Origin of the sequence: Methylobacter tundripaludum (assembly GCF_002934365.1) — a bacterium.
Lineage (GTDB): Bacteria > Pseudomonadota > Gammaproteobacteria > Methylococcales > Methylomonadaceae > Methylobacter_A > Methylobacter_A tundripaludum_A.
Map to the genome: position 1 here is coordinate 12,127 of NZ_PTIY01000018.1, position 24,007 is coordinate 36,133.

Annotated in this window: 18 protein-coding genes; 3 read left to right on the forward strand and 15 right to left on the reverse strand. The window is 47.0% G+C overall.

Features of this window, described 5'->3' with window-relative positions; genetic code table 11:
* The first annotated feature begins 231 nt into the window (after positions 1 to 231).
* The 3 genes from B0F88_RS16730 (at position 232) to B0F88_RS16740 (ending at position 3,094) form a co-directional block, all read left to right on the forward strand.
* Complete coding sequence (locus B0F88_RS16730) at positions 232 to 1,761, forward strand: eCIS core domain-containing protein (protein WP_104425085.1); 1,530 nt, start codon at positions 232 to 234, stop codon at positions 1,759 to 1,761.
* Positions 1,762 to 1,850: 89 nt separating this feature from the next.
* Positions 1,851 to 2,462 (forward strand): hypothetical protein, encoded by a 612-nt coding sequence (locus B0F88_RS16735; RefSeq protein WP_104425086.1) that lies wholly within the window; start codon positions 1,851 to 1,853, stop codon positions 2,460 to 2,462.
* Positions 2,463 to 2,467: 5 nt separating this feature from the next.
* A complete protein-coding gene (locus B0F88_RS16740; RefSeq protein ID WP_104425087.1) occupies positions 2,468 to 3,094 on the forward strand; it encodes a YkgJ family cysteine cluster protein in 627 nt (208 codons plus the stop codon).
* 49 nt (positions 3,095 to 3,143) lie between these two features.
* On the opposite strand, the gene B0F88_RS16745 is transcribed toward B0F88_RS16740, so the two are convergent.
* The 15 genes from B0F88_RS16745 to B0F88_RS16805 form a co-directional block, all read right to left on the reverse strand.
* Positions 3,144 to 4,475 carry an ATP-binding protein gene (locus tag B0F88_RS16745; protein WP_219820904.1) on the reverse strand — a complete coding sequence of 444 codons (1,332 nt, stop codon included), beginning with the start codon at positions 4,473 to 4,475 and terminating at the stop codon, positions 3,144 to 3,146.
* Positions 4,475 to 6,544 carry a contractile injection system tape measure protein gene (locus B0F88_RS16750; protein WP_104425089.1) on the reverse strand — a complete coding sequence of 690 codons (2,070 nt, stop codon included), beginning with the start codon at positions 6,542 to 6,544 and terminating at the stop codon, positions 4,475 to 4,477. The genes B0F88_RS16745 and B0F88_RS16750 overlap by 1 nt, the downstream gene beginning before the upstream one ends.
* 11 nt (positions 6,545 to 6,555) lie before the next feature.
* Entirely contained in the window at positions 6,556 to 10,191 is a 3,636-nt protein-coding gene (locus B0F88_RS16755) for a hypothetical protein (protein ID WP_104425090.1), read from the reverse strand.
* Positions 10,192 to 10,265: 74 nt separating this feature from the next.
* A complete protein-coding gene (locus tag B0F88_RS16760) occupies positions 10,266 to 12,650 on the reverse strand; it encodes a tail fiber domain-containing protein (RefSeq protein ID WP_104425091.1) in 2,385 nt (794 codons plus the stop codon).
* Positions 12,651 to 12,695: 45 nt separating this feature from the next.
* Entirely contained in the window at positions 12,696 to 17,192 is a 4,497-nt protein-coding gene (locus B0F88_RS16765; protein ID WP_104425092.1) for a baseplate J/gp47 family protein, read from the reverse strand.
* Between the two features lie 10 nt (positions 17,193 to 17,202).
* Positions 17,203 to 17,637 carry a hypothetical protein gene (locus tag B0F88_RS16770; RefSeq protein WP_104425093.1) on the reverse strand — a complete coding sequence of 145 codons (435 nt, stop codon included), beginning with the start codon at positions 17,635 to 17,637 and terminating at the stop codon, positions 17,203 to 17,205.
* Positions 17,630 to 18,052 (reverse strand): GPW/gp25 family protein, encoded by a 423-nt coding sequence (locus tag B0F88_RS16775; protein WP_104425094.1) that lies wholly within the window; start codon positions 18,050 to 18,052, stop codon positions 17,630 to 17,632. Before B0F88_RS16775 ends, B0F88_RS16770 begins: the two co-directional genes overlap by 8 nt.
* Before the next feature lie 2 nt (positions 18,053 to 18,054).
* Positions 18,055 to 18,231 (reverse strand): hypothetical protein, encoded by a 177-nt coding sequence (locus B0F88_RS19445; RefSeq protein WP_181049939.1) that lies wholly within the window; start codon positions 18,229 to 18,231, stop codon positions 18,055 to 18,057.
* Between the two features lie 54 nt (positions 18,232 to 18,285).
* Positions 18,286 to 19,926, reverse strand: a complete 1,641-nt coding sequence (gene vgrG / locus B0F88_RS16780; protein WP_104425095.1) for a type VI secretion system tip protein VgrG — start codon at positions 19,924 to 19,926, stop codon at positions 18,286 to 18,288.
* A 12-nt stretch (positions 19,927 to 19,938) separates the two neighbouring features.
* A complete protein-coding gene (locus tag B0F88_RS16785) occupies positions 19,939 to 20,646 on the reverse strand; it encodes a CIS tube protein (protein WP_104425096.1) in 708 nt (235 codons plus the stop codon).
* Between the two features lies 1 nt (position 20,647).
* The gene (locus B0F88_RS19450; RefSeq protein ID WP_181049940.1) at positions 20,648 to 20,821 is read right to left on the reverse strand and encodes a DUF5908 family protein; all 174 of its coding nucleotides are present in this window, start codon (positions 20,819 to 20,821) and stop codon (positions 20,648 to 20,650) included.
* 4 nt (positions 20,822 to 20,825) lie between these two features.
* Positions 20,826 to 21,305, reverse strand: a complete 480-nt coding sequence (locus B0F88_RS16790; RefSeq protein ID WP_104425097.1) for a phage tail protein — start codon at positions 21,303 to 21,305, stop codon at positions 20,826 to 20,828.
* A 14-nt stretch (positions 21,306 to 21,319) separates the two neighbouring features.
* Positions 21,320 to 21,802 (reverse strand): phage tail protein, encoded by a 483-nt coding sequence (locus B0F88_RS16795; protein WP_104425098.1) that lies wholly within the window; start codon positions 21,800 to 21,802, stop codon positions 21,320 to 21,322.
* 6 nt (positions 21,803 to 21,808) lie between these two features.
* On the reverse strand, positions 21,809 to 22,282 hold the full coding sequence (locus B0F88_RS16800) for a phage tail protein (protein ID WP_104425099.1): 474 nt from the start codon (positions 22,280 to 22,282) through the stop codon (positions 21,809 to 21,811).
* 48 nt (positions 22,283 to 22,330) lie between these two features.
* Positions 22,331 to 24,007 carry a phage tail sheath family protein gene (locus tag B0F88_RS16805; protein ID WP_104425100.1) on the reverse strand — a complete coding sequence of 559 codons (1,677 nt, stop codon included), beginning with the start codon at positions 24,005 to 24,007 and terminating at the stop codon, positions 22,331 to 22,333.

The window sequence follows — 24,007 nt, forward strand, 5'->3', positions numbered from 1 at the left end:
ATGGACATTACACCGAAACAAGCCAACAAATCTTCCAGCCTCATCAAGGCAACTGATAATAGCCGGGAGACTCAAATTGCTTTTATAGGTGTATGACTGCTTTGATCTTGCCGGGTATGGGCGATCTCTCGATACGGAAACGATGGATATATCGCTTTGGCCGGTTGAACGTGCGTTCCTCGAAACGGATCGCTGAAACGCGAGAAAAAAACACCATCTGGAGATATTCCAATGCAAAAAAAAATCGTCCAAACCCAAGCTGGCCGTTCCAACGACACGGTTTCCCGCCAGACTAGCGATTCCGACCGTAACGGCGCTTCCGCAGCCCCGCCTGCCTACGGTATCGATTTTCTCGACCACCAAAAAGAACAATCAAACCCCACCGGCCTGCCCGACAAGCTTAAGGTCGGCATAGAAAATCTGTCCGGCTTGTCGATGAACGATGTGCGGGTTCATTACAACTCATCGAAACCCGTGCAGTTGCAGGCATTGGCCTATACCCAAGGAACCGATATTCACGTCGGGCCTGGGCAGGAACGACATGTGCCGCACGAGGCTTGGCACGTGGTGCAGCAAGCTCAAGGCCGGGTTCAGCCAACAATGCAGATGAAGGGTGAAGTTCCTGTCAACGACGACAGGAGCTTGGAGCATGAGGCAGATGTTATGGGAGAGAAGGCAGTGCAGATGACGGGAGTGATGCACAATGCAAAACCTGGCACCGTTGACCGTGGCGCTGCTCTCACACAATCTAAAAATGAAGGCTATCGCTCCCCTGCTTTGCAAATGCGCTCCAATCTTCCGAAAACCTTAGTGACAAAACCCGTTATTCAGCGATTACCGAAAACTTGGGGAGGTGAGTGGTTTGCTGATACCTATACAGAATACAGTAGCGGAACAGGAAGAGGCATAGATGATATGCATCTGAGATTCAAACCGGGACATGTGGTTGATGCCGAGTTAATCGGACTTACACAATCTGTCCGCACGATACATAATAAAGCCCCTTTCTACCCAAATAATGACCCATTCTATAAAGGGAGAGCCATAAAATCAGGGGACGCAATAACAGTAGACCCCGTTACAAAAGAAACAGACGAGGGCAATAGAATAGATCAATTAAAAACAGAAACAAATCCACTTTATGCTGTTAGTGGTTCAACAGCTAAGGACAAGACGCTTACAGATACACAAGATGATCCCTCTTATGGACAACATGGCTCTCATTATTATGATATTCACCATAGACTGGTTGAGAAGGACGCTAAGCTTAATGACGCTCCAAAAATAAGAAGTGTTGATGTGAGCAAAAGTTCCGGACAAATATTTGAAACAACAGCTTTGGCTATTAAAGGAAATCAAGCCGGTACCTACTACGGCTCCGTGCGTTGGGGATGGCGGACAGATGATGCAGGTAATTTTGCAAAACTGCCGCTTGTAGCAGTATCGCAAGGAGTACCCTCTTCTACCTTCATGAAATCCGCAGAAATGTGGAATGCCTCTAAAAGCTCCACCGGTGCCGATACCGTTGATTTACCGATAGTGAATGTAAAAATAACCACCGCCCCTATTACAGGACAATATCCACCGAACTTTATCGGCCCCCCTCTTCAAATTCCAGCAGGTACAAGGGTTCAAATAATACGAAACGCTACCCTTCCAAGTACAAATGGGCAAATAAAAGTGGTAGACGGTACTTTCACAGGAAGGGCACTGGAAGTCACTCCTGCTGACATGGCAAACTTAAGAGATGAAAGACCTTGACAGTGAGAGCTACCGTTTTCAACATCGCTTTTGTCATCTTTCTTATACTTTTTGTAATATCAGGCTGTTCACCAATAAACAGATCGAACATGAATAATAAAAACTCAATGGAAAACAAACTCGTAAATCAATTAAAAGAAGCAGGTTACAGTGGCCTGTTTCAATATGGTGAACGTAGTTTGGCTGATGCCGTTTGGCAAGAGGGGAAAAATGAAGATGCGTTACGGCAGATAGTCCTTCATTCTGAATATGAAGTTTATATTCGTTTGCTAGCCTCTGAAGTTTTGTACTCTAAAAACGCTGATTATCCTCCGGCTGATTGGAAAGATACCCTTGCTTATATTTATGCACAGGCCTTAGCGATTTCCGGGCATCAGGAAGGGATTTTAATAGCGGGAAACCAATGGGGATTCATGTATTTTTATGACAAGTCAGATATTGCCGACTATGGTAGCTTGGGCAGTCACCTTATCAATACCGGTAGGCCTGCAATCCCGTATTTAGTTGCATTGCTAAACAACGATAACAGTTTATTTTATGAAGGGAGCAAAGAAGCCACCCTCGGCAATAGCCTGAAATACCGCGTAAAGGACGCTGCCGCTTATTATATCGGCAAAATAACAGGCATCCCCGTTCAGTTTCACGAAAACCATGCTGATAGAGATACCGAAATAGAACGCCTCAAAGAACAGCTCAAATAAAGCCAATGGACACAACGACCACATCAAAAGAATTTATAGAATTAGAACGACAAACCGAGAAGGCCAGTCTTTTTACTCACACCGTACTGACCGAACAAATTACTCGTCAAAATCAAAGCGACGCTTTTTTATACGGACTGATTGATTACCTGACACAAAAAGGCATTGTTTTGCCCGATGAATTACAGGCAGTTGTCGCCTCGGTCAAAGAAGAAATAATTGAGAAAAAGGAATTTGCTTCCTTAGGCGTTGCCGTAAGAGTTGACGGAGAGAATGATGCGAGTGCTTTTGTTCCCGTCAATTGCAATGAGCGAATGCCTATATGCAAAGGGATGTGCTGCAAATTGTCTTTTGCATTAAGCGTTGAAGAAATTGAATCGGGGCTGCTTAAATGGGAACTTGGCAAACCCTACCATATTCGCCACCAATCAAATGGCTACTGTTGTCATATCAACAATGAACAGCATTGTTCGGTTTATGGGAGCCGCCCCTCGATATGCCGTAAGTATAGTTGCGCTAAGGATACCCGTATTTGGACCGATTTTGATAATATGATTTTGAATCAAGAATGGATAGATGCTCATTTGAGCATAGAAAAATTACAGTTGACCGAAGTCTATATGAAGCAATAAAACTCTGTCGCCGGCCGGGCAGGATAATTACGCCACGCATCAAACTTTATTAACCACTTTTGCCGGTTTTGGCATATTCCTTACGAATACCCAGCAACAATTCCTCCAAAACAATGGTATCGCTGTTACGGGCCAGCGCTTGCAGGGACGCGTAACGAACCGCATTTAAAATAGCGCCGCCGGCAAATTCATGGTCTTTGGCGATTTTATTCAGATCAATATCATCCGCCAATTTGGCCTTGCTGGAAAAACCCTGCCGCCATAAACGCAGCCGTTCTTCAGGGCGCGGCAACGGAAAATAAATCATCGATTCAAAACGTCTGGCGAACGCTTCGTCGAGATTATCTTTTAAATTGGATGCCAGTATGGCTATGCCGTCAAAACATTCCAGGCGTTGCAGCAAAAATGCGGTTTCCTGGTTCGCATAACGATCATGCGCGTCTTGTATTTCGCTGCGTTTGCCGAACAAGGCGTCGGCCTCATCAAAAAATAAAATCCAGTCGCGATGTTCAGCCTCGTCAAAGACTTTACCGAGATTTTTTTCGGTTTCACCGATGTATTTGGACACCACCAGCGATAAATCCACCTTGTACACATCGCGCCCCGTGACTTTGCCTAATATGCAGGCCGTCATGGTTTTACCGGTTCCGGGTGGGCCGTAAAACAGGCTGCGATAACCGGGACGCAGTTTGTGCTTCATGCCCCAATCCTGCATCAGGGTTGGGCCGTGCGCTATCCAGGTCTGAATTTCCTGGACCTGTTTGTGCGTACCGGGATGCAGCACCAAATCATCAAAGCCGAGTCCGGTTTCAATAAGCTGAGCCGGAAATTGGCTGCCGAAGCTGGGTCTATAGTGTTGCCCAGTCGTCAGCAAAGCCTGATATTCCTCGCTAAGCCTTAGCGGGCTGTGTAATAGCGGTTCGTTATCCAGTCTCTGAAGGTGCAGCATGTGTTGCCGAATAAAAGCATGATCCCGCTCAAACAGATCGTGTAGTGCCAAGCGCTGCGCAAGGCTGTTGTCGGCAAGAACAAATAGCAGGGTTTGCACGGTCGGTATAAAGCCGCTGCCGCTTCCGTTGTGCCCGCCAAATTCACTGAAGCGGCGATCGAACAGTTGGTTTTTGAGAAAAAACACATCCAGCAGTTCAGGATTAAGCACGGGAGCCAACGCCAGCGCTATGGTAATGCGTTCGGCAAAGCCGAATTTATTACGTTCAATGCATTGGGCGTAGCTGGAATTTTTTAACGTCGGCGGCTGAATTTCCTGCACGCTTTGATAGACGCATTCCTGGACAAAAAACAGTTTAAAACGGGTATCAATCACCTGGTTTAACCAGGCCATCTCGCTGTTTAAATCATCGGCATTGATTGTTAGCTGCATTACCATTCCACGCGAAAAGGATGTTCCATCCAGGGCAATTTGAACCATTGCCATGACCAGGGAAAACGCTCTAATACTACATCATAGGTTTTTCGTTCAACGCGCAGCAACCAGCTGCCTTCGCTGGCGCTGAGACTGCCTTCGCGCAATAAAAAGCTGCCGCGAAAACCGTTAACCGACATAGTGTTGAGTATCGGGGCGTTGTCGATCACCGCCGCCAGCAATTCGTCGCAGGCTTCGATGTGTGCAGTTGTTAAGGGACTATCAGAGTCGAATACTTCATCGATTTCCATCGCACACAACAGCTTATTGAACGGCAGCAAATATTCAGGCGGTTCCAAGTCCTCGGCGGCCAAGTAATGCAAAAGCCTGACTGCGTATTGCTTTGCCGCTTGATCATGAAACCGGCCATTCCGCACCAGCTCCAAGCGTTCGAAAAAGGGCGCAAGATACGGCCATAAGAGACAAAGCCCTGCATTATTAATATAAAGCGCATCGGTATCGCTAAAGGCCTGCCTACTGCCTATTGTCTCAATGTCCGCCTGTTCTTCGAGGCGAGCTGCTTTGTGTTCCGATTGTTTTATTGCAATATTCTCGGCAGCCGTCTCGTTTGCGGTTTTTTGTCCTTGTCGCGCGCCGTCGATCTTTTTTAGCAATGAGTGTCTGTTGCTGATTGCAGTAGATGCCAACCGGTGCCGATACACTACGCTATCCTCTGTCGTATCGGCGTTTACCTCGCCTTCAAGAACGCTGCCGTTTTTTGCTGACGGCGTTTTGGCTACCGGCGACTGAGCGAATTCATGTGCGAATGGCTTTGTTGTTAATGACGAGCGAACAGTCTTTTGCGCCTGTATTGCATAGTCGCCGCCCATTTTTTTAAGCAGAGGATACCTGTTGCCAATCGAGGTCAACCCACGTTGGTAATCCACGTTATCATAGGCCGTATCATTCTTTACCCACTCTTCTGAAAAGCCGCTTTTTTCTGTAACTTGTTGTGTTGCACTGCTTGCCAATGTCGGCTCATTGGTATTCTGTTGCGCATAGTTAGCATCGCCGCCGATTTTTTTTAACCGATGCCTGTAACCTAGTGGCTCTTTAACCTGAGTCTTAGAAGCGGCAATTAATGGGTCGCTCGGCGCGGGATGCAACATTAAAGAGCTGTTGCCGGTCGCCTCTTCGGCAATAAGAGACGCTACCTGCTCTATCGATGCCGATAGAGCAGCTGGACGCCATTCGTTATTCGTCACATTTTGGCTTGATGCCAGTTGCTGCACACAGTTGACTAATATCTGGTGAGACAAGCCTTGTAATCTGGCCCAACGCGCAATGACGGCTGTTAAAAATTCGGCATGCTGGGAAATAAGCGGATCGCCTGTTATAGCCACTTGCAGAAGACTTTGCCAGAGCGAGGCTCTTAAATACAGCCTAGAAACCCGGCTCGATTGCTGGAATTGTGCCTGCACGACCAGCAAGGTTTGCAGCAGCGAAGCAACCAACGTTTGGGGAACGGAACAGAGTAAAGCCGTCATGACGACTAAGTTGTTATCGTCAAAATAGCCGACTAAACGTTGCCGGCTACGCGGCTCCTGAATAAGTTTGGGCAATAAGCGTTTTAAAGCATGGGGGGCAGTCTCTATAAGAACTGCGAAACTTTTTTCGGGTAATTGGCGTTGACTGATTTCGGCCCACCACGGCAGATAACCTTCGCGGATAAAAAGATCAAGCAACTCCAAGTGCGCCGACACTGGATCGATTTGTTGCTTAGCGACTACCGGCACAGATTCTGACGGAGCTATCTGCTCACTGAGAGCTAGTCGCAAGGCCGCTTCAATTTTTTCCGATAATTCGGCTTCTAAACGATTGCCGTCAAGCTCCCCCAAATTCAGCTCCAGACGCTCGATCCGGTGCAGGCAATCGGAGCTGCTGGCCTCGGATAGGCAACGATCGAGCAGCGGCAACTGTTGCTGAAAAATGCGGCTCAACGTTTGTTGTATTTGCCATGCATTTTCTTGTTTTGCCAACGTTATTTCTACGGTCTGCCGTTTGATGACATGACGTTGTGCGTCCATAAGCGAGTTAATTAAGCCAGTAACTTGCTCACTGTGCGTTTAAAAATAACCTCAACGCGGGTTTGGGCCTTGATGGCGCGAATGGATAATTCCGCATCGCTTTTTATGCCGGCATCGGCGCTAAGTTCAGGCTGCTCGGGCGGTAAACCGGCCAAATTCGGATTAGCTTTTACTCTTTCCGGCAACAACGCAGGCGAGATAACCATATCGACACCGATTTGCAGCTGTCCTAAGCCTTTATTTTGCGTGTTATCGGCACGGTCTAATTGATGGAAGTAAACCGGCAATCCTTGAACTTTACCATCTCCGAGGGTCGTGAACTCATAAAATACGCCTGCCTGCCCTCCACTGACTTGAATCGGAGCCTGCAACAAGGAATCGGCGACACTTGCTTTAAACTGCAATGCCGGGTTGGCATCGGGGCGCACTAAAACAGCGGCCATTTGGGACACATTCACGGTTGAAGTTACCTGAGCGCCATTATTGTCCAGATGAGTTTTAGCGGCTTGAAGTGCGATAAAATTGTCTACCGTCAGATTGGGAGAAGTTAACACTAAATCTCCGCCCTTGCCTTGAACGGCGTCCGTTGCAACTGCAAAACCAGTCATTGAGGGTATAGGCAATACCACAGTTGGCTGCTTGGGTACGGCAATACTGAGTACAGGCCCGGCTACTGCGCCACGAATAAATTCATGATCGGCAATGCTGCGGGTTAGCACCTGATAACGGGTACTGGCCTGCGAGCTTTGAATTTTAATGCTTGCCGTGCCGGAATAATCGATGATGGGCTTAGCCACCAAAATGCCGACAGCCGGATTGGCTCTTACTTTGAGCGGTAATATCGTAGTAAGGAAATCGGTTTGAGTCGCTTTCTTTTCCGACTTCTCAAAAGTTTTCGTGGCGCGAATGCGAATATCGATGTCTTCAGTGACTACTGCCGTCGTTTCCAGCAATATGGTACCGCCGTTACCTCGCACACTGTCCGACAATTCGGCGTCATTCATGGTGCGCAGTTGGTAATCAACGCCTTCTTGCGCCTTTTCAACAGCGACTTGAATTTTTACCCCGTAATTAACAATCCTGGCCGCGTTTGCAGCTGGGGTATCGCTGGCTACCAGCAGCTCTCCATGTTGAATGCTCGCAACTAGGGTCACATCCAGCCCAACTTTAACGATTGGCGTTTGCAGCAAAAAGTTAAATAGGCCGCTGTTTAGTTTAGTTGCTTTAATGCTAAAACTGCGATCATTAATAATGGCAGGAGTAACCAGTTCCAAATCGCCGCCATTCCCATCAGCCAGCAACTTCATATCCGGCTGTTTAACATCTGAAGGTATGGGTTGTTGTTTGTCATCGCACAAACAATAGTTAACGCCTTGCTGACTATTGCTAATAACGATTCTAGCCCTCATGTTGTAGGCGACTGTGCTGACGTCGGCAATAGCCAAATCGCGTAAAGGATAGGTCGTAGCTATGCCCAACAGGTCGATCAGCCGATCCCGCGCATCACGCAAAGAAATGGCGGCTGACTGCGCTATCGAGCCGTTTAAAATGCCTTGATCGCTGAGTATTCGATAAGCCAAGTGTGTCTGTTGCCAATGTTTATAGGTCGCATCGAAATAGGCCGCATCCTTCAGATCCATGCGGATATAAACAATCAAATGGGCCGGCGTCTCATCCCGCACAATTTGCTCAACCAAGTGTTTAAAATCAGCGCTACGAAAATCGGCCGCAAAAAGAACCACGCTCAGTTGCAGCGAATAAGGATCGCTAGATCGGGCGTTGCTAAGGAGGGAGCTCTGTTGCGGGATGTCTCCGGTCATGGGGCGCAATAAGGCATGCTCGACGACGAACAATTTCTCATTACCGTCCTCTAAAATACCCAATTTAAGCCGCAAATTTTGCTCTAAGTTTGAACGATTATCCGCGCCGTAGGGCGCCAATACATTAAAACCGGTGCCCTTGCTGCTGATTTGATTATAACGGCGGAGTAGCGCTAGCTTATTAAGCTGTACTTGTGTCCTAAAACCCTCCTGTTCGTTAAGACGTTCTTCCGGGCTAAGCGGCTCTTGCTGGCCGGCGCCAGGAATAAAAAAACTGCTGTAATCGGTAAATTGTTCTGCAAAACGCGCCAACAAATGGTCGATAAAACGAGTTTTCCTCGGCCAATCGTCAGCTTGGGCTGCCGTATCGTCCACCAAATTAGCGGCGAAAATTTTTTGCAGGCTGTCTCCGCGAGATTTGTTATTTGGGTCTACCCACAAACCGCCTACATTGTCATCATCCAAACTGGCGACAAAATAACTGGCCGGTTGTTCAACCCGAAATGAAAATAAGTCTTTTACATGAGCTAATTGGCTAAAGCTATTAGCAAGCAGTTGCTCGAACAATAGCAAATAAGCCTTAAGCTGTTTGGCCTGCGCTCTGCGCTGCTCACTTGCGGTGCTTGGCAAACCTGCTGCACCAATTCCATAGACTTTAGGGAACTGGAGCAACAGCGAATAATAACGCTCGATGTGTCGATCACGCCCTTTGGGTCGCGGTAGGCTTGAACTGACAAGCTTACGCTGTAACGCGTTTTGTTGATTGCTAAAGTAGCGCTTAACCAGAGTTTCACTATTCAACTGAATCGGCAATTGCCTTTTTTTCAGAGTCACTTTGCTGTTATCAATATCCAGCTTTGGGGTTTTAGCGCTATCCAGCACAAAAGTTGCATCATTCAGCTTATCTCCGCTTTTAAAGACCACATATTCAACCATACGCACGCCAGTAACATCCATGATTTCCCGGATCAAATCCGAAGCATAGAGATTTTTTTTGCGTTTTAGACCGATAAGCTCCTGACTGTCGATAAAGCCGTGATCCAATAACGGGCCGTCAAAAATCTCCTCAATCGGCTTACCTTGAGCTAAACATTCTTCGAGGCTATAAAAGCATGGACTTGGCGACAGGTAAGCAGCAATTTTTCCTAGGATACCAAGGTAGACTTCTTCCGGGTCAGCCTGCGTATCAATTTCGATACTGGTTTGCAATTGAACATTCTGGTCGTCTAGGACTTGTATGGATTCAAAATCTATCGTCAAACTGCGTTGGGCGTGCAAACGTTCGGCAACATCGCGAACAATCGCGCCCCCGACCTTGTTGAGTGCTTCTGCTTCGGATTTTTCTATCAAAACCCGGTAAACTCCATGCAAAGCTAAAGGGCTGGCGCCCTCGTCAGGCTTTAAACCAATCACTTTCTCGCCGGCCTCAGAAGCTTGCTTTTCCCTGTAATACAAAGGCGGCGTGGGGTCGCAAACCGGTTCAATCCAGGCATTTTTAACGCCTTCCACATCAATGACCAGTTTACGCAAATCCAATAAAGTAACCGGCTTCGAAGTCAATATTTGCTGCGGGCTGTATAAACTGTCGTAAGTATCCTCGCCCTCCCGACTTAACAAATCCTCCATGTCATAGTTAATTCGATAAGAAAGGTCGGTGAGTGCGTAACAAACTTGCTCCAAAATAGTAATGCCAGGGTCATGGGCATTAAAATCAGTCCACTCGGGACCGGCAAGCTTTTCCAGCCAAGCAATCCCCTCCTTGCGCAAATTTTCGTAGTCAAGGGGCGGCACAGGTGTTGTATCAGTCGGTGAAAAGTTGGTTAACATAAGATTTACCACGGCTTGCGATACGATTAGTTCAGTTTAAAGGTACGTTGTGCGTATCTTACACGGCTGCAAGGTTAGCTTTTAACCGCCGCAAAAAGTTGCTGAATCTGATTTTGCTGTTCTTTGAGCGCTTCGATAAGAACGGCAACAAGGCCGGTATAATTGACGCCCATCATGCCATCGGGCCCTGTTTCCACTAATTCAGGGAATACAGTCTCAACCTCCTGAGCGATAAGGCCGATCTGCGTGCCCTCCACTTTCAAGTCCCTCCATTTAAAAGAGACTCCTTGCAACAATGAAAGCTTACTTAGCGAACTTTCCAATGGATTAATATCCTTTTTTAACCGCTTATCAGATCCACTAAGTGCACCAACAGCAGTCCACAGCCTACCCGCAGCAAAGCCGCCGTAATAACCGGAGTTATCCGCTTTCATCAAACGCAACCAGTCATCGTTGCCATCATGGTCGCCTACAGCTGAAAGCCGCCATTTATCCCCTAGTCGCAGAACACCGACTGTTAACATGCCTTTAATTTTGGTATTGCCAGTCCCGCCCTCGATACCCAATAAGGGAGTCCAGCCGGTTGAGAAAAATGTCCAATCGCGGCTTGAATGTAAATGAATACCAAAACCGGCACGTCCAAAAAACCCCCTATTAGAGGCGTGTTTAATAAGCCCTTCATCCCAATTATTAGGAGTATCCCGATACCAAGTGACTTTCGGCCACTCGTCTGCGTCGGCACCGGTAAAGCCGCCTAAGGCGACATTGCCGTCTAAAGTGATGTTGCCGGCGATATTAACGGGACTAACGCCCCAGCCCATATCCCGTCCGATAGTAATGCGGTTAGTTGCATCACCTTCAAAGTACATCAGGCTGGCCACCCGATTACCGGAATCATGCACGGCAATTTCGGTATTCGCCAGCGTTTCAAATAACAAGCCTGCGGTGCTGGCATTCCAACCCTTACCGCCGCCGTAATTGGCATTGGTGCCGCCTATAGTCAGCGAACCGCTGCTCATAAATTTGTTGTCGTTTGCATAGTCGTTACCGTTGGAAATATTGGCGGCGCCTAAAACGCGCATCACCCCCGTGCCCTTGGGTTTCAGTTGTAAATGCTGATCGGCGTTACTGCCTGAGGCATAGATTGTGTTATATCCAAAGCCGATGCCTTGGGTGGCATTGCTGTGGCGAAACTCAATGCCGTCCGCATCAGGCCCGAAATCTCCGGTAATATAGAGTCCTTTAACCGCCGCTGGATGTGCGCCGCTACGCGCAGCTTGAGCAATATCGAGTTTGGCAATGGGGGTGATTGTTAGGCCAATCCCGGCATTACCGGTGATGTTAGTGACATCCGCCACAAAGCTTAACTTGGGAACGCTCGCTGCGTTTTTACCGGTTAACAATAATTCAGCGGCGGAGCCCGCACCGTCTTTGCTGAAAGCTTCTAAATATATTCTATTGTCATCCTTGTTGTTGGCTAAAATTAATTGCCCGCCACCGTTGCCTTCCAAGCCCAATTTTATTCCTCTCGATGCTCTTACGTCTAAAGAATAACCGGGATTGTTGACTCCTATGCCAACATTGCCGGAAGGCATTAGGGCAATATGATCATCGGGATCGTTATTAATACCCAGCTCCAACGTCATGGACTCGCCGGCTCGGGCATAGTAACGCAACCAAGCCGCATCGCCACCGCCGCCACCTGGGTCTTTTGGAAACAGGATACCGTTAGTTTCGGTGGCTCCCGCGCTAGGCGTCATTACGCCCTTGACAATGAGGTTATTGGCGATAGTGACGGGCGTAACGCCCCAGCCCATATCGCGTCCAATCGTAATGCGGTTAGCCGCATCGCCTTCGTAATACATTAAACTGACGACACGCGTATTCGCGTCATTTACTGCGATTTCGGTATTGGCCAGTGTTTCCAGCAATAATGCGGCAGTATTAGCTGTCCAGTTACTCCCTCCGCCATAATTGGCAGTGATACCGCCTATTGTAAGTGAACCGCTCGCCATCTTGCCATTGGCATTGGCCCAACCATTACCATTGCTAATATTGGCTGTGCCGATGACCGTTAATCCTGCTGGGGGGGCGAGAGTACCTATACCCAGGTTGCCGGTTGCCTTATCAATAAACAAACGCGTCGCACCGCTGCCGTCGACCACACCAAGACCGGCTTTAGCTGTAGCCGCTACGTTAGGGTCGGTGCGTGGATTCAGTTGTAGCGACCAAGCCGGGTTGTTGTCTTGAAATTTTGCGTACAAATTGATGACTTTGAGCAATCCGGCCACATCACCGGCTGCTTCAATACTTAACGGGTCGCCCGGCAGTTTAACGATGCCGTCGTCTTTTTGGTTAAACCCCGCGTCAATAAGATCGGCAAAATTGCTTTCCGTCGGAACACTGTTTTTGACGAAATAGGATTTTAGATCGGAACGGTTTTTTTTGTTAATATCCATGATGATCTCTTATATTGAATGCAATGTTTTTTACAATTAGGTTAATCAGCTGACCACAAAATCAAGTTCCAGCTTCATATAATTAATACCTTTAAATGTTTGTCCGTCGACGTTAAGGTCTGTGATTAAATCAATATCATGTTCTCGGGCCGCAATCAGCACGGCATCTGGACGAGGGGCTTCGACAAAGTAACCCTCGCTACTGGATGTTAAAGGGGGTTTGATTATCAATTGATAATCAAGGCCGTTTTCAGCCCCCAAAAACATCTTAAAGTGCTCGACGTAATCGACATAAGCGCATCTTTCGATAAAATCGATGATGGCATTGGCGTATATTCTTCCGCCGATAACCACGTCTTTCCCTTGTTCATACGCCCAGGGTGATAAAAAATGATTCACGTCTTCGTTAAGCTTTTGTGTATAAAAACCAGCATCGACATCTGGCTGAAAACGCACCGCAAAGCGCAGCTTTACCGGGAGATAACAGGCGTTTTTAACTACAATATGCGCCCCCATAGGAGCGTGGGTGTTTAAAAAGTCGCCAATGTCATTGAGTAAACTGGCGGGAGCCTTAGGTGTAAAAGGGTTGAACGGTAGCCGATTGCGCACATCGGGAATCACCACCACGGTGACTTGCCCTAAATTTTCCAAAGATTGAGCCGGAATACATTTGGCTTTGTAAAGCTCGGGAAATTGTTCCAAAACCAATCGTTCATAGTCCCAAAGACCGACAGCACGCTGTTTGTGCCGTAAACGTTCGCTGACGCGAGTATTAAAATGGCTATCCAGCTCACTGGGTTTAGCTCCGAACGAGGTAAACGGCTGCTTAATTCCAGCAATGCCGGCAACGGGTTCTACCAATCCTTTGAGCGAATTGGCCGGCAGCGGCTGATTTAGATGATCCTCGCTATTATTTTGATCGATAAAACTTGCCGCCACCGCCTGAGAGTAAACGCCAATAGTGTCGCAAACGCTATCGCAACCCTCGCTAATCGCAACCCGAAGCCAAAACAAGTCGGGGGGCAACAAAGTACTCGGTTTCACTGCTTCCAACTGTAATGAAACGATGCCGGATTGCAATAAGCCATCACTGGCATCGGCCTGCAATTGTCCTTTGTCAAGACTATTCCAACGGTTATCGCTTAATACGCTCCATTGCACTTTGGCCACCGCTAGATCGGGGTTGGCAGTGCCTTCAGCCATTTGCAGCAACATCGATAAGGTTTGCGGGGCGTGCATACCACTTAAACCGATATATAACTCGCCTTCGTTGTGATAAGCGGGCAACAAGCTATAACCGCCGCTTTGGCTATCGATTTGTATTGGCGCATGACCAAAAGGATGCAGGTGGTAAAGCTGGTCGGCATCATCACTTTGCATCGCAGCCAGATTTATTTCTATTGCCGCGCTGTAATCAATGCTAAGACTTTTAAGTTTCGGCGTATAGGGTGGGTTGACTTTATAGTCATTGGCATTAACAGGAGTCTCTTTAGCATTAACAATAGCTGCCGCTAAGTCTACGGACTTGGCTGAGGCAATGCCAGGGTATGCGCTGTGTTGAAAATCACGTCCCGCCAATTCTAAGAACCAGTAACGCGGCCAATGGGTTACATCATCGTCATTAGCTTCGGCAAACAAGCGTTCATAACGGTAGCCCGCTCTATTTGCTTGAATGCGCACGGGAATATTGGCAATCGCCAAGCTAGTGGAGGCTTTGGCATCGTTTTTATTAAATAAGGGCAACAAAGCCGCCGAATCGTCTAACGGCAATTCAAGGCGTTGATCGACCATGCCGATTTTACATTTAAAGACGGTGTTGTCCGCTATAGTGGGGATAAAGCTAGTAACGTTCGTTTTAACACCCTGCGCGTCAGTCTTGCTTGTGACGCTTACCGTACCGTAATTTGCGTAGTACTCATCCATCTTAGCGGCAGGCACATTCATCCATTGCAGATTAAGATTAAGGCCAGTAAGCTTTTTTTGCATTAACTCGGAATAGCCGAAATTCAATCTGGCGCCAATGGCAGGGCTACTGCCGAATACTTCAAAGGGTTTGCTAGGCGTTAGCGTGTAGTCATCGTTTTGCAGTTTGAAATCCGCCAAACCTTCCACTGAGACATCAAGCAATGCTTTTTCCAGCGACAAATCTTGAAACAAAGGGTAGTCAGTCACATAGCGTTTACCTATATCATCCCAGCAAGGCTGCAACATTAACCTAAGTACCGGCCAGGAAGTTTTAATGTACGTGGCATCAGAGTCAGGTAAAGCGGTTATTGGTTCCGCGCTTTTTTCAAACGTTAGTGTCCAGCTAATACTTTTTAAAGCTTCGGCGGGTGGCTTGACTGGATAATCGCCCGCTTTCACATTCATACTATCTGCCGTTACCCAGCCCTTTGCCGAACTCAATTCGATAAGGAATGGATTTTTGCTTAACGCGGCGTTGATTTTTTCAGTATTAAATTGTTCCTGCTTAAATACTAAAGTCAGCGTCAAAACTCTTTTTCCCTGGGCCAAGCACAGCATCGGCGAACTGATGGCGAAACCGATGTTGCCGACTGGCGGCAGGCTTTGCTCGGTGTCGACAAGAGCCTGCCGCTGACCAAAAGTGTACCAGTAACTGGAATCGCTACTACTTGAAACTTTTGCTGTCGAGGTGTCCGCCCTGGCATTTAAGCTTAGCCAAGTGACTTTTTGCGCAACCGGTGTCGGGAGACGATTACGCCAAGCCTTTTCCAAGGTATTGACGACACTCTCCCAGTCACCGGCTGTTAGCTCGGCACCTGCCGCAGCAAAATCAAGTAACTTTACCTCCTTATCGGCTTGTTCCTGTTCAGGCAAGGATAAATTGGTTGCTAAGGGCAAATACGCCTTGACGCGATTCAATAAATCACTGTTGTCGGTAGCAGGAACGCCCAATACCAGTTGCATTACCGATTGGAAAGCTAATATCCGATCTTCTTCTGTTTGCCCAGATTCAGAAGCCGAACGTAAGTTATTTAATTGCCTCTTATGCGTGGCTGTGACTTTTTTCCGGTAAGCCTTGGCGCAATTGTCATACACAATGGCCCATAGGAAATTAGCTGCATTGGCGGCTGTTGCGGCATCCATCAGCAACAAAAAATCTTCCAACGGCATAAAGAAATATTCTTCTATAACACACAAGGCCTGATAAAAACTGTCCAGACTATCTATGCTCGGGAGGCCTTTAATCTTTGGATAGGCGGGAGCGCCAAGAGCCGCTGTAAAGTTGCTGTCGAAATTGGGTGGCTCGGTAGTCGGCAATTGGTATTCGGGCTGTTTTCTTTGTCTTTGTCCCGCTCTTTCCAGAAGCCTGTTTATTTCTCGCCAGTCATTATCAATCGGAACTTTAATCAGCATCATTTCGTTAAAAAGCTCAACGTCCAATTTATTATCGAACATGAACTTTTTAACATCATCATTGGTGCGCTGCTCATAAAGCTGAGTAAAGTTCTTTGCCAGCGTCAGTGTGGAAAAATAGTCTGTTGTTGAGCTAAAACCTAAAGCAGCTTTAATATTACTATCAAAATCCCTAAAATCATTCTTTGCAGGTAAGGTAAAACTCGAATCACCGGAGCGGATTTTACCCATTTCCGTCAAAAGCCGGTTAATGGTTTGCCAGTCGCCATCCGCCGCAGGACCTCGACTATATTTTCGTTGTATCAAGCTACGCAGCTCACCGATTTCCATAAACAAGCCACTGTCTATCCCGATAAATTTCACCAGTGTATACAGTTGCGTCAACAGGTCAAAAGTGGCTACGGCCTTAGGCGGGTAGATTGGCAATGCATCGCCTGGCAGGGGATCGCCTAGAACGACTTTTAACATTTCCATGACCGCATCATTTTTAGTACCGGTGTACTGCTCACGCGCTTCCCGAATACCGATAATTTGTTTATTCACGTAAACAGAACTGAGTCGGGCAATTTTGGCATGATTAACAACCAAGTCAGATTCGGTGCGATAAACCAGCTCTTTACCCTGACTATCTTTCCCAGCAGCCAGTAGGGTACCCATCGGCAATAATACCTTGCTCACCTGACTGGAAGGTTCAATCAGCACATTGACACGGTCGGCTTGCGGTGGTTTTTTTTTGAAGTTCAATACCGTGCGGTAATAAAAATCCAAATGCCTTGCAGTGAGTTGATTCAGCTGCCATTGGGTATTTTTCAGCAATTGTAAAAATGTCAGATATAAAACAAAATGAGGCCTGTGCAGATTGTAAAAACGCTCATCAGCATAGTTTTCAGGTTGTTTAACAAAGTTTTCTATTTGCTCTAACCAAGCGGCAAAATCACTACCGTCTTTAGCCTCTGGATTTAACAACGCCTGCCAGTTACCGGTCGCAACATTTTCATCATTGAAGTAGCGAAGCTCTTTGGCAAACTCATGAGCAAGCATTAACTGATCACGTAAACTGCGCTCGTCAATTCCTACAAAATCTGCTTGTAATGCAGGCAATAAACGTTGTATTTGGCTAGTGCCGTCGCGATTAGAAGCAAAAGGGGATACCGGCTCGGTCATGATAATTTACTCAGCTACCTTTAACGGTGAGATTGGTGGTCAGAAACATACCGCTACCTGAATACTGCGCGGTGCTATCGGGAATAGGCCCACCTGGCCCCGGCGGCGGCTGTTGCGCCGGGGTTTGAACGGAAAACTTGGCGGTAAAAGTTCCTCCTTTGAGTAACACCAGCTTACCGCCGGTTTTAGTTTTTCCGGCTTTCTGATCCCCGGCTAGCGCATCAATTTCCAACGTACCGACGCCGGGAATGCAATATTGCGGTGTCATATAAGCGCAGCCGGGGACAGAGACTTTTTTCTCATCGCCGTCTACACAGATTTTTTTACCCTTGACGGTTGCAGGTCCGGTGGCTTTTAAGTCGCCGGGTTGAACGACGACTATCGCGGCTCCGAAATTGGGCATAAAAATGGCTTTATCGCCTTCCAAGAGAATAGAATCAAGCATTGGCGTAACTCGCCTCGTTCAGATAAAACGGATAAACCAGATTAAAGCGGGAGTTAGTGCTCCTTACCGTGTAATCTATAGCAATCATCAACAAGCCTTGGGTCTGGGAGCTCTCATCAACATTGATAGCATTCAATACGATGCGCGTCTCATAATACAGTACCGCATCGGTAATCAATCGGGTCAGGGTATTGACCAGGCTTTGACTGATTTCTTCAAACATAAAGCGCTGTAAGTCGCAGCCAAAATCTTCGCGCATAATGCGCTCACCCTGAGCGGTGTTTAATAAAATTTGTAGGCTTTGCTGAATATCCTGATGCTCCGATACGCAATGCACATCCAGCCCATTTTGACTAAAGCTGGGCGGAAAGCTCCAGCCTTTACCCAAAAAAGAAGCCTGTGCGTCGCTGCTCATGATTATTCTTCCCCGCCTGCAACGGGGGACTCAGGCGCTTTATTAAGCTGTCCTGAAGCTTGCTCCTGAATTTTCCCAATCAGACCGTAGACTTTTACAAAAGGCATACTGCCTAGGCCCTCGAGTAACAGGTTAATTTCATCAGCGGAAAGTTGTAGATTAATAGCTTGCTTATCCATGTTGTACCTTGTTAGTTAAAATTTTTATCCTGCGTGCCTACCTCTTCCGCACGTTTATTTAATGTCCACCTTAGTGCCTTTAATTTCTACATCACCACTCGCCTCCAGCTTGAAATCTTTGGCACTTTTTAAAGTAATACCCTTGTCATCCATCGTTATACAGTTGCCATGCTGATCTTTTAGTTCAATTTTTTTTCCGTCATCATCAAGGGTAATGGTATTTTTGCCCGGTGTTTCGATATACACAATCGCTTTCTCATCATCAAAACCGATGACCATACCTTTTTTACTGACAATGCCCCGGCCATTGTTTTTATCATCCGGCTGACCAAAACGCGTTGGCGTACTGTTTTTTGATCCATACAAAGAACCTAAAATAATGGCTTGACGCGGGTCGCCGTTAACAAACCCCATGACCACTTCATCGCCAACTTCCGGCCGGAAAAAAAAACCGCGATCTTTGCCTGCATCCGGCGAGGCAAGACGTGCCCACAAGGTGTTGCCATCATCCGGTAACGTCGGCCATTTAATCTTTACTTTCAATTCCTTGTCGGGATCCTCGCTAAGATCTAACACCTGTCCGATATGCAGCCCTGAAATACCGGGCAGCAAACCCGAGGCAGGCAGACCATTAGCCTCATCGCTGTTTAACAGCCATTGATCGGCAAGACCGAGCTGTATATCGGTAATCCAGGACCCCGGAGTAACACGATGGCCGATACCGGTAACGATCGCTTTGCCATCAAAACGTTTGCCTAGGCCTTTAATTTCTATCGCATCCAATAACGCTACATCGGTTCTTCCGGGTAAAGACACACATCCGCGAATTAAACTCAACTGAGTTCTAGCCAGTTTGCCGGTGATCCAGGCGGTTAACTCTGCCTGGCTCAATGCTGCCGAAGTCGCTAACGCATAATCTTCACCGCCTAAACTTCCAGCCAGATCTCGACTGCTTAAATTGCCCGGCGTCAAGCTAAGATTATCTGACTTGTCGGTCTTTAGACTTTGCTGATTTTTGACATCCCAAGCTGAGGCGGAAACTTTTTTATACTGGCCTACGCCATTGGCCTCAATATCGATGTTATAAATCTCATTGATGCCCTGCTCCAAGGTTACCGCCGCTGCACTGGGAGCTTTTATCGATAATGCGGAAATCGACTCGTCCTGTATTGTAATGAGCAAACCGTTGCTTTCAGCCCTCGCCAAGACAAAGTCCCAATCGCTGCACGCATATTGCACAAGTTCCGCATGTTTAGGCTGAGTGCTGTCGATTGTTTTGGCTTTTAACTTATGCAGCCCGATTATTTTTTTTATAACTTCATCATCACTCATTTCGGCAAAAACACGGTGATTTTTACCTTGGGTCATGGCAACCGCGGCATCTTTAATGATCACGGTCAACGTTGAATTACCCGGTTCGGCATTAATCTCCTGTCTCGCCACCAAGCCTGTAAAGACGGTTTTTTCTGTAGACGGATCTTCTTCGTAGCGCAGCTTGATTGTAATTTTTTTGCCCGGTTCAAATATATCGGTATCGCTGAGCACAAATTCCCTACTTGCAGCATCACCGTCAACATAGACCAACTCGGCGTACGGAATCCGATTAACCTCCATATTTACGTGAACTGACAATAAGACGTAAATGGGGTCTATGTCTTTACTATCACTCTGTATGGTAACGGTAACAAAGTTCATAGCGGCAAGTTCTTACACTAAAGGCGGAAAAAACAAGCGTTGTCCAGGGTTTAGATTCCTAAAATCATCCAGTTGATTTTGTTGCGCTATCCACAAGTACTGGTTTGATGTGCCGTATATCTCTTTGCTTAATAAAGGCAGCGTATCGCCGTCCTTGACTATACGGCTATGGGTTAAGTCGGGGGAACTTAAGCCGGCAATCGACTGACTTTTTTTAGCGTTCTGGTCGAATAGCAAAGAAATGTTTAATTCTGCGCGTAACGGTGTGCCATCAGGGTTAAAAAGGGTATAGTTAATATCAACGCTTTGAAGTCGGCAGGGAAAAGTCAGCTTACCCCAGGTCACGTCCAAATAATTCGGCTGATGGAGTTTACCGTTTATGTCAGAGGCGATGGAAAGAAACTGCTTAATTCTGTCCGCCACGCTTAAGTTGTTACCCGTCAGCGCATTGGCCAAGGCTTCCACGCCCAACTCATTGCTACCGGTACCGTCAAGTAGCAGCTTTAACGATAACAGCGGCGGCGGCGTATAGCCGAAAGTCACTGTCTGCGAGGCAGGATTTAAGCTGGGCTTTTTAAGCAGTTTGGTAGAATACTTTTCACTAAAAGATTCCGGGTTGAACATGGCTTTAAAAGGATCACCCACCTTTTCGGTTCGTTTGTCATCCTTGTAGGCCGTTATGGTCAACTTTTCCAGCTTGAATGGATTGCTTAGTGGCATGTTATCGCTCTTGTTTTCTGTTCAGAATTTTTAACACTTGTTTAACGCAGGCTTCAATAATCGCGTCGCGACCCTGCATGTCATGTTCCCCTGTTTCAGTACCCGTTTCCTCAGATGAGTTTTGTTCATCTTTAATGACTGCCCTGATGACAAGTTCACGAATTTCAACCGCCATACCTTTATAACCTGATTGCTTGCATACGTTGATAGGCTAATTCCATGGTTTCAATGACAACTTGATTCGACTCGGCAGACAACTCGGAAACAGTCCATTTGACCGGATATGCCGTCATAAACAACCAACCACTAACAGGTATACCGGATTCATCGAATAAGGTCACCAGTACATTACAGGGATTAAATTTAAATAACGACATAGTGGCATTAAATTCCGCAACTAATATCGAACCGATTGCCATACCCCGCTCTAAAACCAGATTGTCATACTGTACGTGCGTCGGCAAATGATGCGTGAATAAATTCTGCCCGCCCTCATTGACGGCTTGCGTATCGATTCGAGAGTTAAGTCCCGAGACTTTGCTAAAACGAATGTCCAAAGGATTAGGAACAACGCCCCCTACAAGAAAAAACACGCCGAAGCGAAACGCCAATGGCGGCCCGCCGTGTACGGCTTGATAAAGATCACCGGGTATATCCATAATCGTCACATAAGTTAAGAGGGGTGGTAATCCGCTTCCAAATCGGTAGCGACTAATTCCATACTGATGATCGCAACTTCATTGCTGTTTGCGGTAAAAGTAGGCGCATCAAGTTTGGTTGGCAAAGCTTGTTTCACTTTCCAGCGAATCACCGGCAAGCCTTTTTCATCACAAAGATCAATAATAACATCGCGCCTGCTGGTTATTAACCAAGGGTCTAAGTAACAGCTATTGAGCCAGTTTTGCAAAAAATCGCCATTCAGGGTCAAGCCTTTTTTTAAAGTCAATTTAATCGGCTGACGCATCCCTGGAACGATCTGAATGCCCATCAGGAAACTGAATCCATGTTTGTAAGTCACCGGTTCATACGCAATCGACAAACCGGATACTTCCGAAAAGCCCAACACATTGGCCGCGCCATTATCTAATATCGTTACCCGATAGTTGTACGCGGGTAACGGATACGTCGACTTAATGTCCTCTTTGCTTAATGCCATCGGCGTTTAAGCTTCCTCAATCACAACGCCGTCAGCCATTAGCGACATGCTTTCAATCGCAGCATCGTTAGACTTGGCGTCAAAACTGGGAGCATCGAGTTTGGTCGGAAATGCATTGATGACTTTCCAGCTAATAACCGCTTTACCTTGTTCATCGCATAAGCGGACATAAATATCCTTCTTTTCCAGCTGATTGATAGTCGCAGTGCTGATCCATTTATACAGTGTGGCAACACTGGTCACGCGCACCATGCCTTTTTTTAAGGTAATATTTACAGGCTTAAGTTGCGCGGGCATATATAAAGTGCGGGTACCGGCAATGCCGCTTGCAGTTTGGCTTTCAATATAGGTGCTGGTATTGTATTCAATGGTTAAACCCGATACTTCTGTAAAGGCGATTGCCACACCGGCAATTTCAACCTTATAGTTGTAAACGGGCAAAGGATAGGATTTTTTTATTTCATCTTTGGTAAGTGCCATAACAGTGACTCCATGAAGTTAGTAGTAGGTCAAAAGACGTGAGCAGTTTTAAGCTTCCTGCAACTTATGCGAGAAACGCAAGATGATAAATTCAGCGGGTCTGACAGCTGCCACGCCAATAGTCACTATCAATTTTCCTTCGAGTATATCTTGGGCCGTCATGGTCTTGCCTAAGCCGACGCTGACGAAATAAGCAGACTCCGGTTTGGAACCGGCCAAAGCGCCTTGTTGCCACAAACCATAAAGATAGCTTTCGATCATCGCTTTAACTTTCAGCCAAGTCGTTGCGTCATTCGGTTCAAAAACGGCGAATGCCGAAGCTTTGCGTGTCGACTCTTCAATGGTAATAAACAAACGCCGTACCGAAACATAACGCCATTCGTTATCGTTACCGGCTAAGGTACGCCCTCCCCACACTAAAGTACCCTTACCGGTAAAGGTACGGATAGCGTTGATAGATTTACCGGCAGTCGGGTCGATATTGAGCGAATCCTGCTCTACATCGGAAATTTTGCTGACAGGGCCTATCACCGAATTTAAGCTGACATTGGCCGGCGCTTTCCAAACGCCACGATCTCGGTCAACACTGGCGTAAACACCGGCAATCGCGGCGCTGGGTGGCAGTTCTACGCGCTGACTGCTCAAGCTGGTTTTGATTTGATTATACAGTCCGGTATTGGCGCCTTTTAGATCAGATAATGTGGGTTCAGTCGTTGCAACTGCGTCAATATTTTTGAGGGTAATTGCGGCAACTGTGTCACCGCCGGTTCCGTTGATGGTCACATTGAACCCACCGGCAGCATTGGCATTTTTCCAGGCCGCCCATAGATCAGCCATTTCCGTACCCGTCGGTTGCAATACATCCGCTGCCGCAATAGGAATTTTTATTTCCAAGGTTTTGATATTATTGGCGCCTGAAGAAACAGTGAATTCGGCTTTGCCGGTAGTCACATCGGCATCGGTAGCTATTTTGATTTTTGGCACATCTGTAGCAGCGCCAGTGTAAATCACATTAACCCCGTTGGTGTTAGAGGTAATTTGAAAGCTCTTACCCACAGCCGTTTGCTTGACGTCGGTTTCTTTATACTGAAAATTCAGCGTGGTCGTTAAGTAAGGGTAATAAACGGCGGCGTAACTAAGGTTATTGCTGCCGATACCGGTTCTAAAGTCATCAATCTTTTCGCCTTTAGGGACATCGACAATTAAAAACCTATCACCCAGTTTTTTACACTGAGCCAATGCTGTCGTACACAAACTGTAATAATCAGCCGCTTTGAGTGGCGTAGCATCTATCAATACTATCAGCGTCGGCTCATCCTCCTTCTCAAGAGCCGCAATCGCCGGAATAAAATCAGCTTTAGCGGGCGTTGCCGAATAATTACCGACTGAGATAATGTAGCAACTGCCGCCGCCGTTTTGAAAATACAAGCTGAGGCCATAATACATCAAAAACTGGTCTTGCTTGGCATCGGTTCGGGTAATTGCCCCTATGCTTTGCGAATCAGTGCCGGGATTATTAACCGCCACGCTAAAAGCGCTCGGATTGGCACCGCCGAACAGATTCTCGTAATCAAGCATGGTGTCAATACGGGTAGGTTTTAAAAGCGGCCCTTTTTCCGTGTAGCCGATAAAAGCCGGTATTGCAGTCGCCACCGAAGCGACAGAGGGCGCTAAGGTAGAAATTTCTTCAACGTATACGCCTGGAGTACTGTAAGAAGTCGCCAT

What these genes read in the sequence shown, in the direction of transcription:
- B0F88_RS16770 (WP_104425093.1), bottom strand. Translation starts at nt 17,637, where the DNA reads ATGCTTGATTCTATTCTCTTGGAAGGCGATAAAGCCATTTTTATGCCC.
- B0F88_RS16740 (WP_104425087.1), top strand. Translation starts at nt 2,468, where the DNA reads ATGGACACAACGACCACATCAAAAGAATTTATAGAATTAGAACGACAA.
- B0F88_RS16760 (WP_104425091.1), bottom strand. Translation starts at nt 12,650, where the DNA reads ATGGATATTAACAAAAAAAACCGTTCCGATCTAAAATCCTATTTCGTC.
- B0F88_RS19445 (WP_181049939.1), bottom strand. Translation starts at nt 18,231, where the DNA reads ATGGATAAGCAAGCTATTAATCTACAACTTTCCGCTGATGAAATTAAC.
- B0F88_RS16790 (WP_104425097.1), bottom strand. Translation starts at nt 21,305, where the DNA reads ATGGATATACCCGGTGATCTTTATCAAGCCGTACACGGCGGGCCGCCA.
- B0F88_RS16730 (WP_104425085.1), top strand. Translation starts at nt 232, where the DNA reads ATGCAAAAAAAAATCGTCCAAACCCAAGCTGGCCGTTCCAACGACACG.
- B0F88_RS16800 (WP_104425099.1), bottom strand. Translation starts at nt 22,282, where the DNA reads ATGGCACTTACCAAAGATGAAATAAAAAAATCCTATCCTTTGCCCGTT.
- B0F88_RS19450 (WP_181049940.1), bottom strand. Translation starts at nt 20,821, where the DNA reads ATGGCGGTTGAAATTCGTGAACTTGTCATCAGGGCAGTCATTAAAGAT.
- vgrG (WP_104425095.1), bottom strand. Translation starts at nt 19,926, where the DNA reads ATGAACTTTGTTACCGTTACCATACAGAGTGATAGTAAAGACATAGAC.
- B0F88_RS16750 (WP_104425089.1), bottom strand. Translation starts at nt 6,544, where the DNA reads ATGGACGCACAACGTCATGTCATCAAACGGCAGACCGTAGAAATAACG.
- B0F88_RS16775 (WP_104425094.1), bottom strand. Translation starts at nt 18,052, where the DNA reads ATGAGCAGCGACGCACAGGCTTCTTTTTTGGGTAAAGGCTGGAGCTTT.
- B0F88_RS16765 (WP_104425092.1), bottom strand. Translation starts at nt 17,192, where the DNA reads ATGACCGAGCCGGTATCCCCTTTTGCTTCTAATCGCGACGGCACTAGC.
- B0F88_RS16785 (WP_104425096.1), bottom strand. Translation starts at nt 20,646, where the DNA reads ATGCCACTAAGCAATCCATTCAAGCTGGAAAAGTTGACCATAACGGCC.
- B0F88_RS16755 (WP_104425090.1), bottom strand. Translation starts at nt 10,191, where the DNA reads ATGTTAACCAACTTTTCACCGACTGATACAACACCTGTGCCGCCCCTT.
- B0F88_RS16805 (WP_104425100.1), bottom strand. Translation starts at nt 24,007, where the DNA reads ATGGCGACTTCTTACAGTACTCCAGGCGTATACGTTGAAGAAATTTCT.
- B0F88_RS16745 (WP_219820904.1), bottom strand. Translation starts at nt 4,475, where the DNA reads ATGCAGCTAACAATCAATGCCGATGATTTAAACAGCGAGATGGCCTGG.
- B0F88_RS16795 (WP_104425098.1), bottom strand. Translation starts at nt 21,802, where the DNA reads ATGGCATTAAGCAAAGAGGACATTAAGTCGACGTATCCGTTACCCGCG.
- B0F88_RS16735 (WP_104425086.1), top strand. Translation starts at nt 1,851, where the DNA reads ATGAATAATAAAAACTCAATGGAAAACAAACTCGTAAATCAATTAAAA.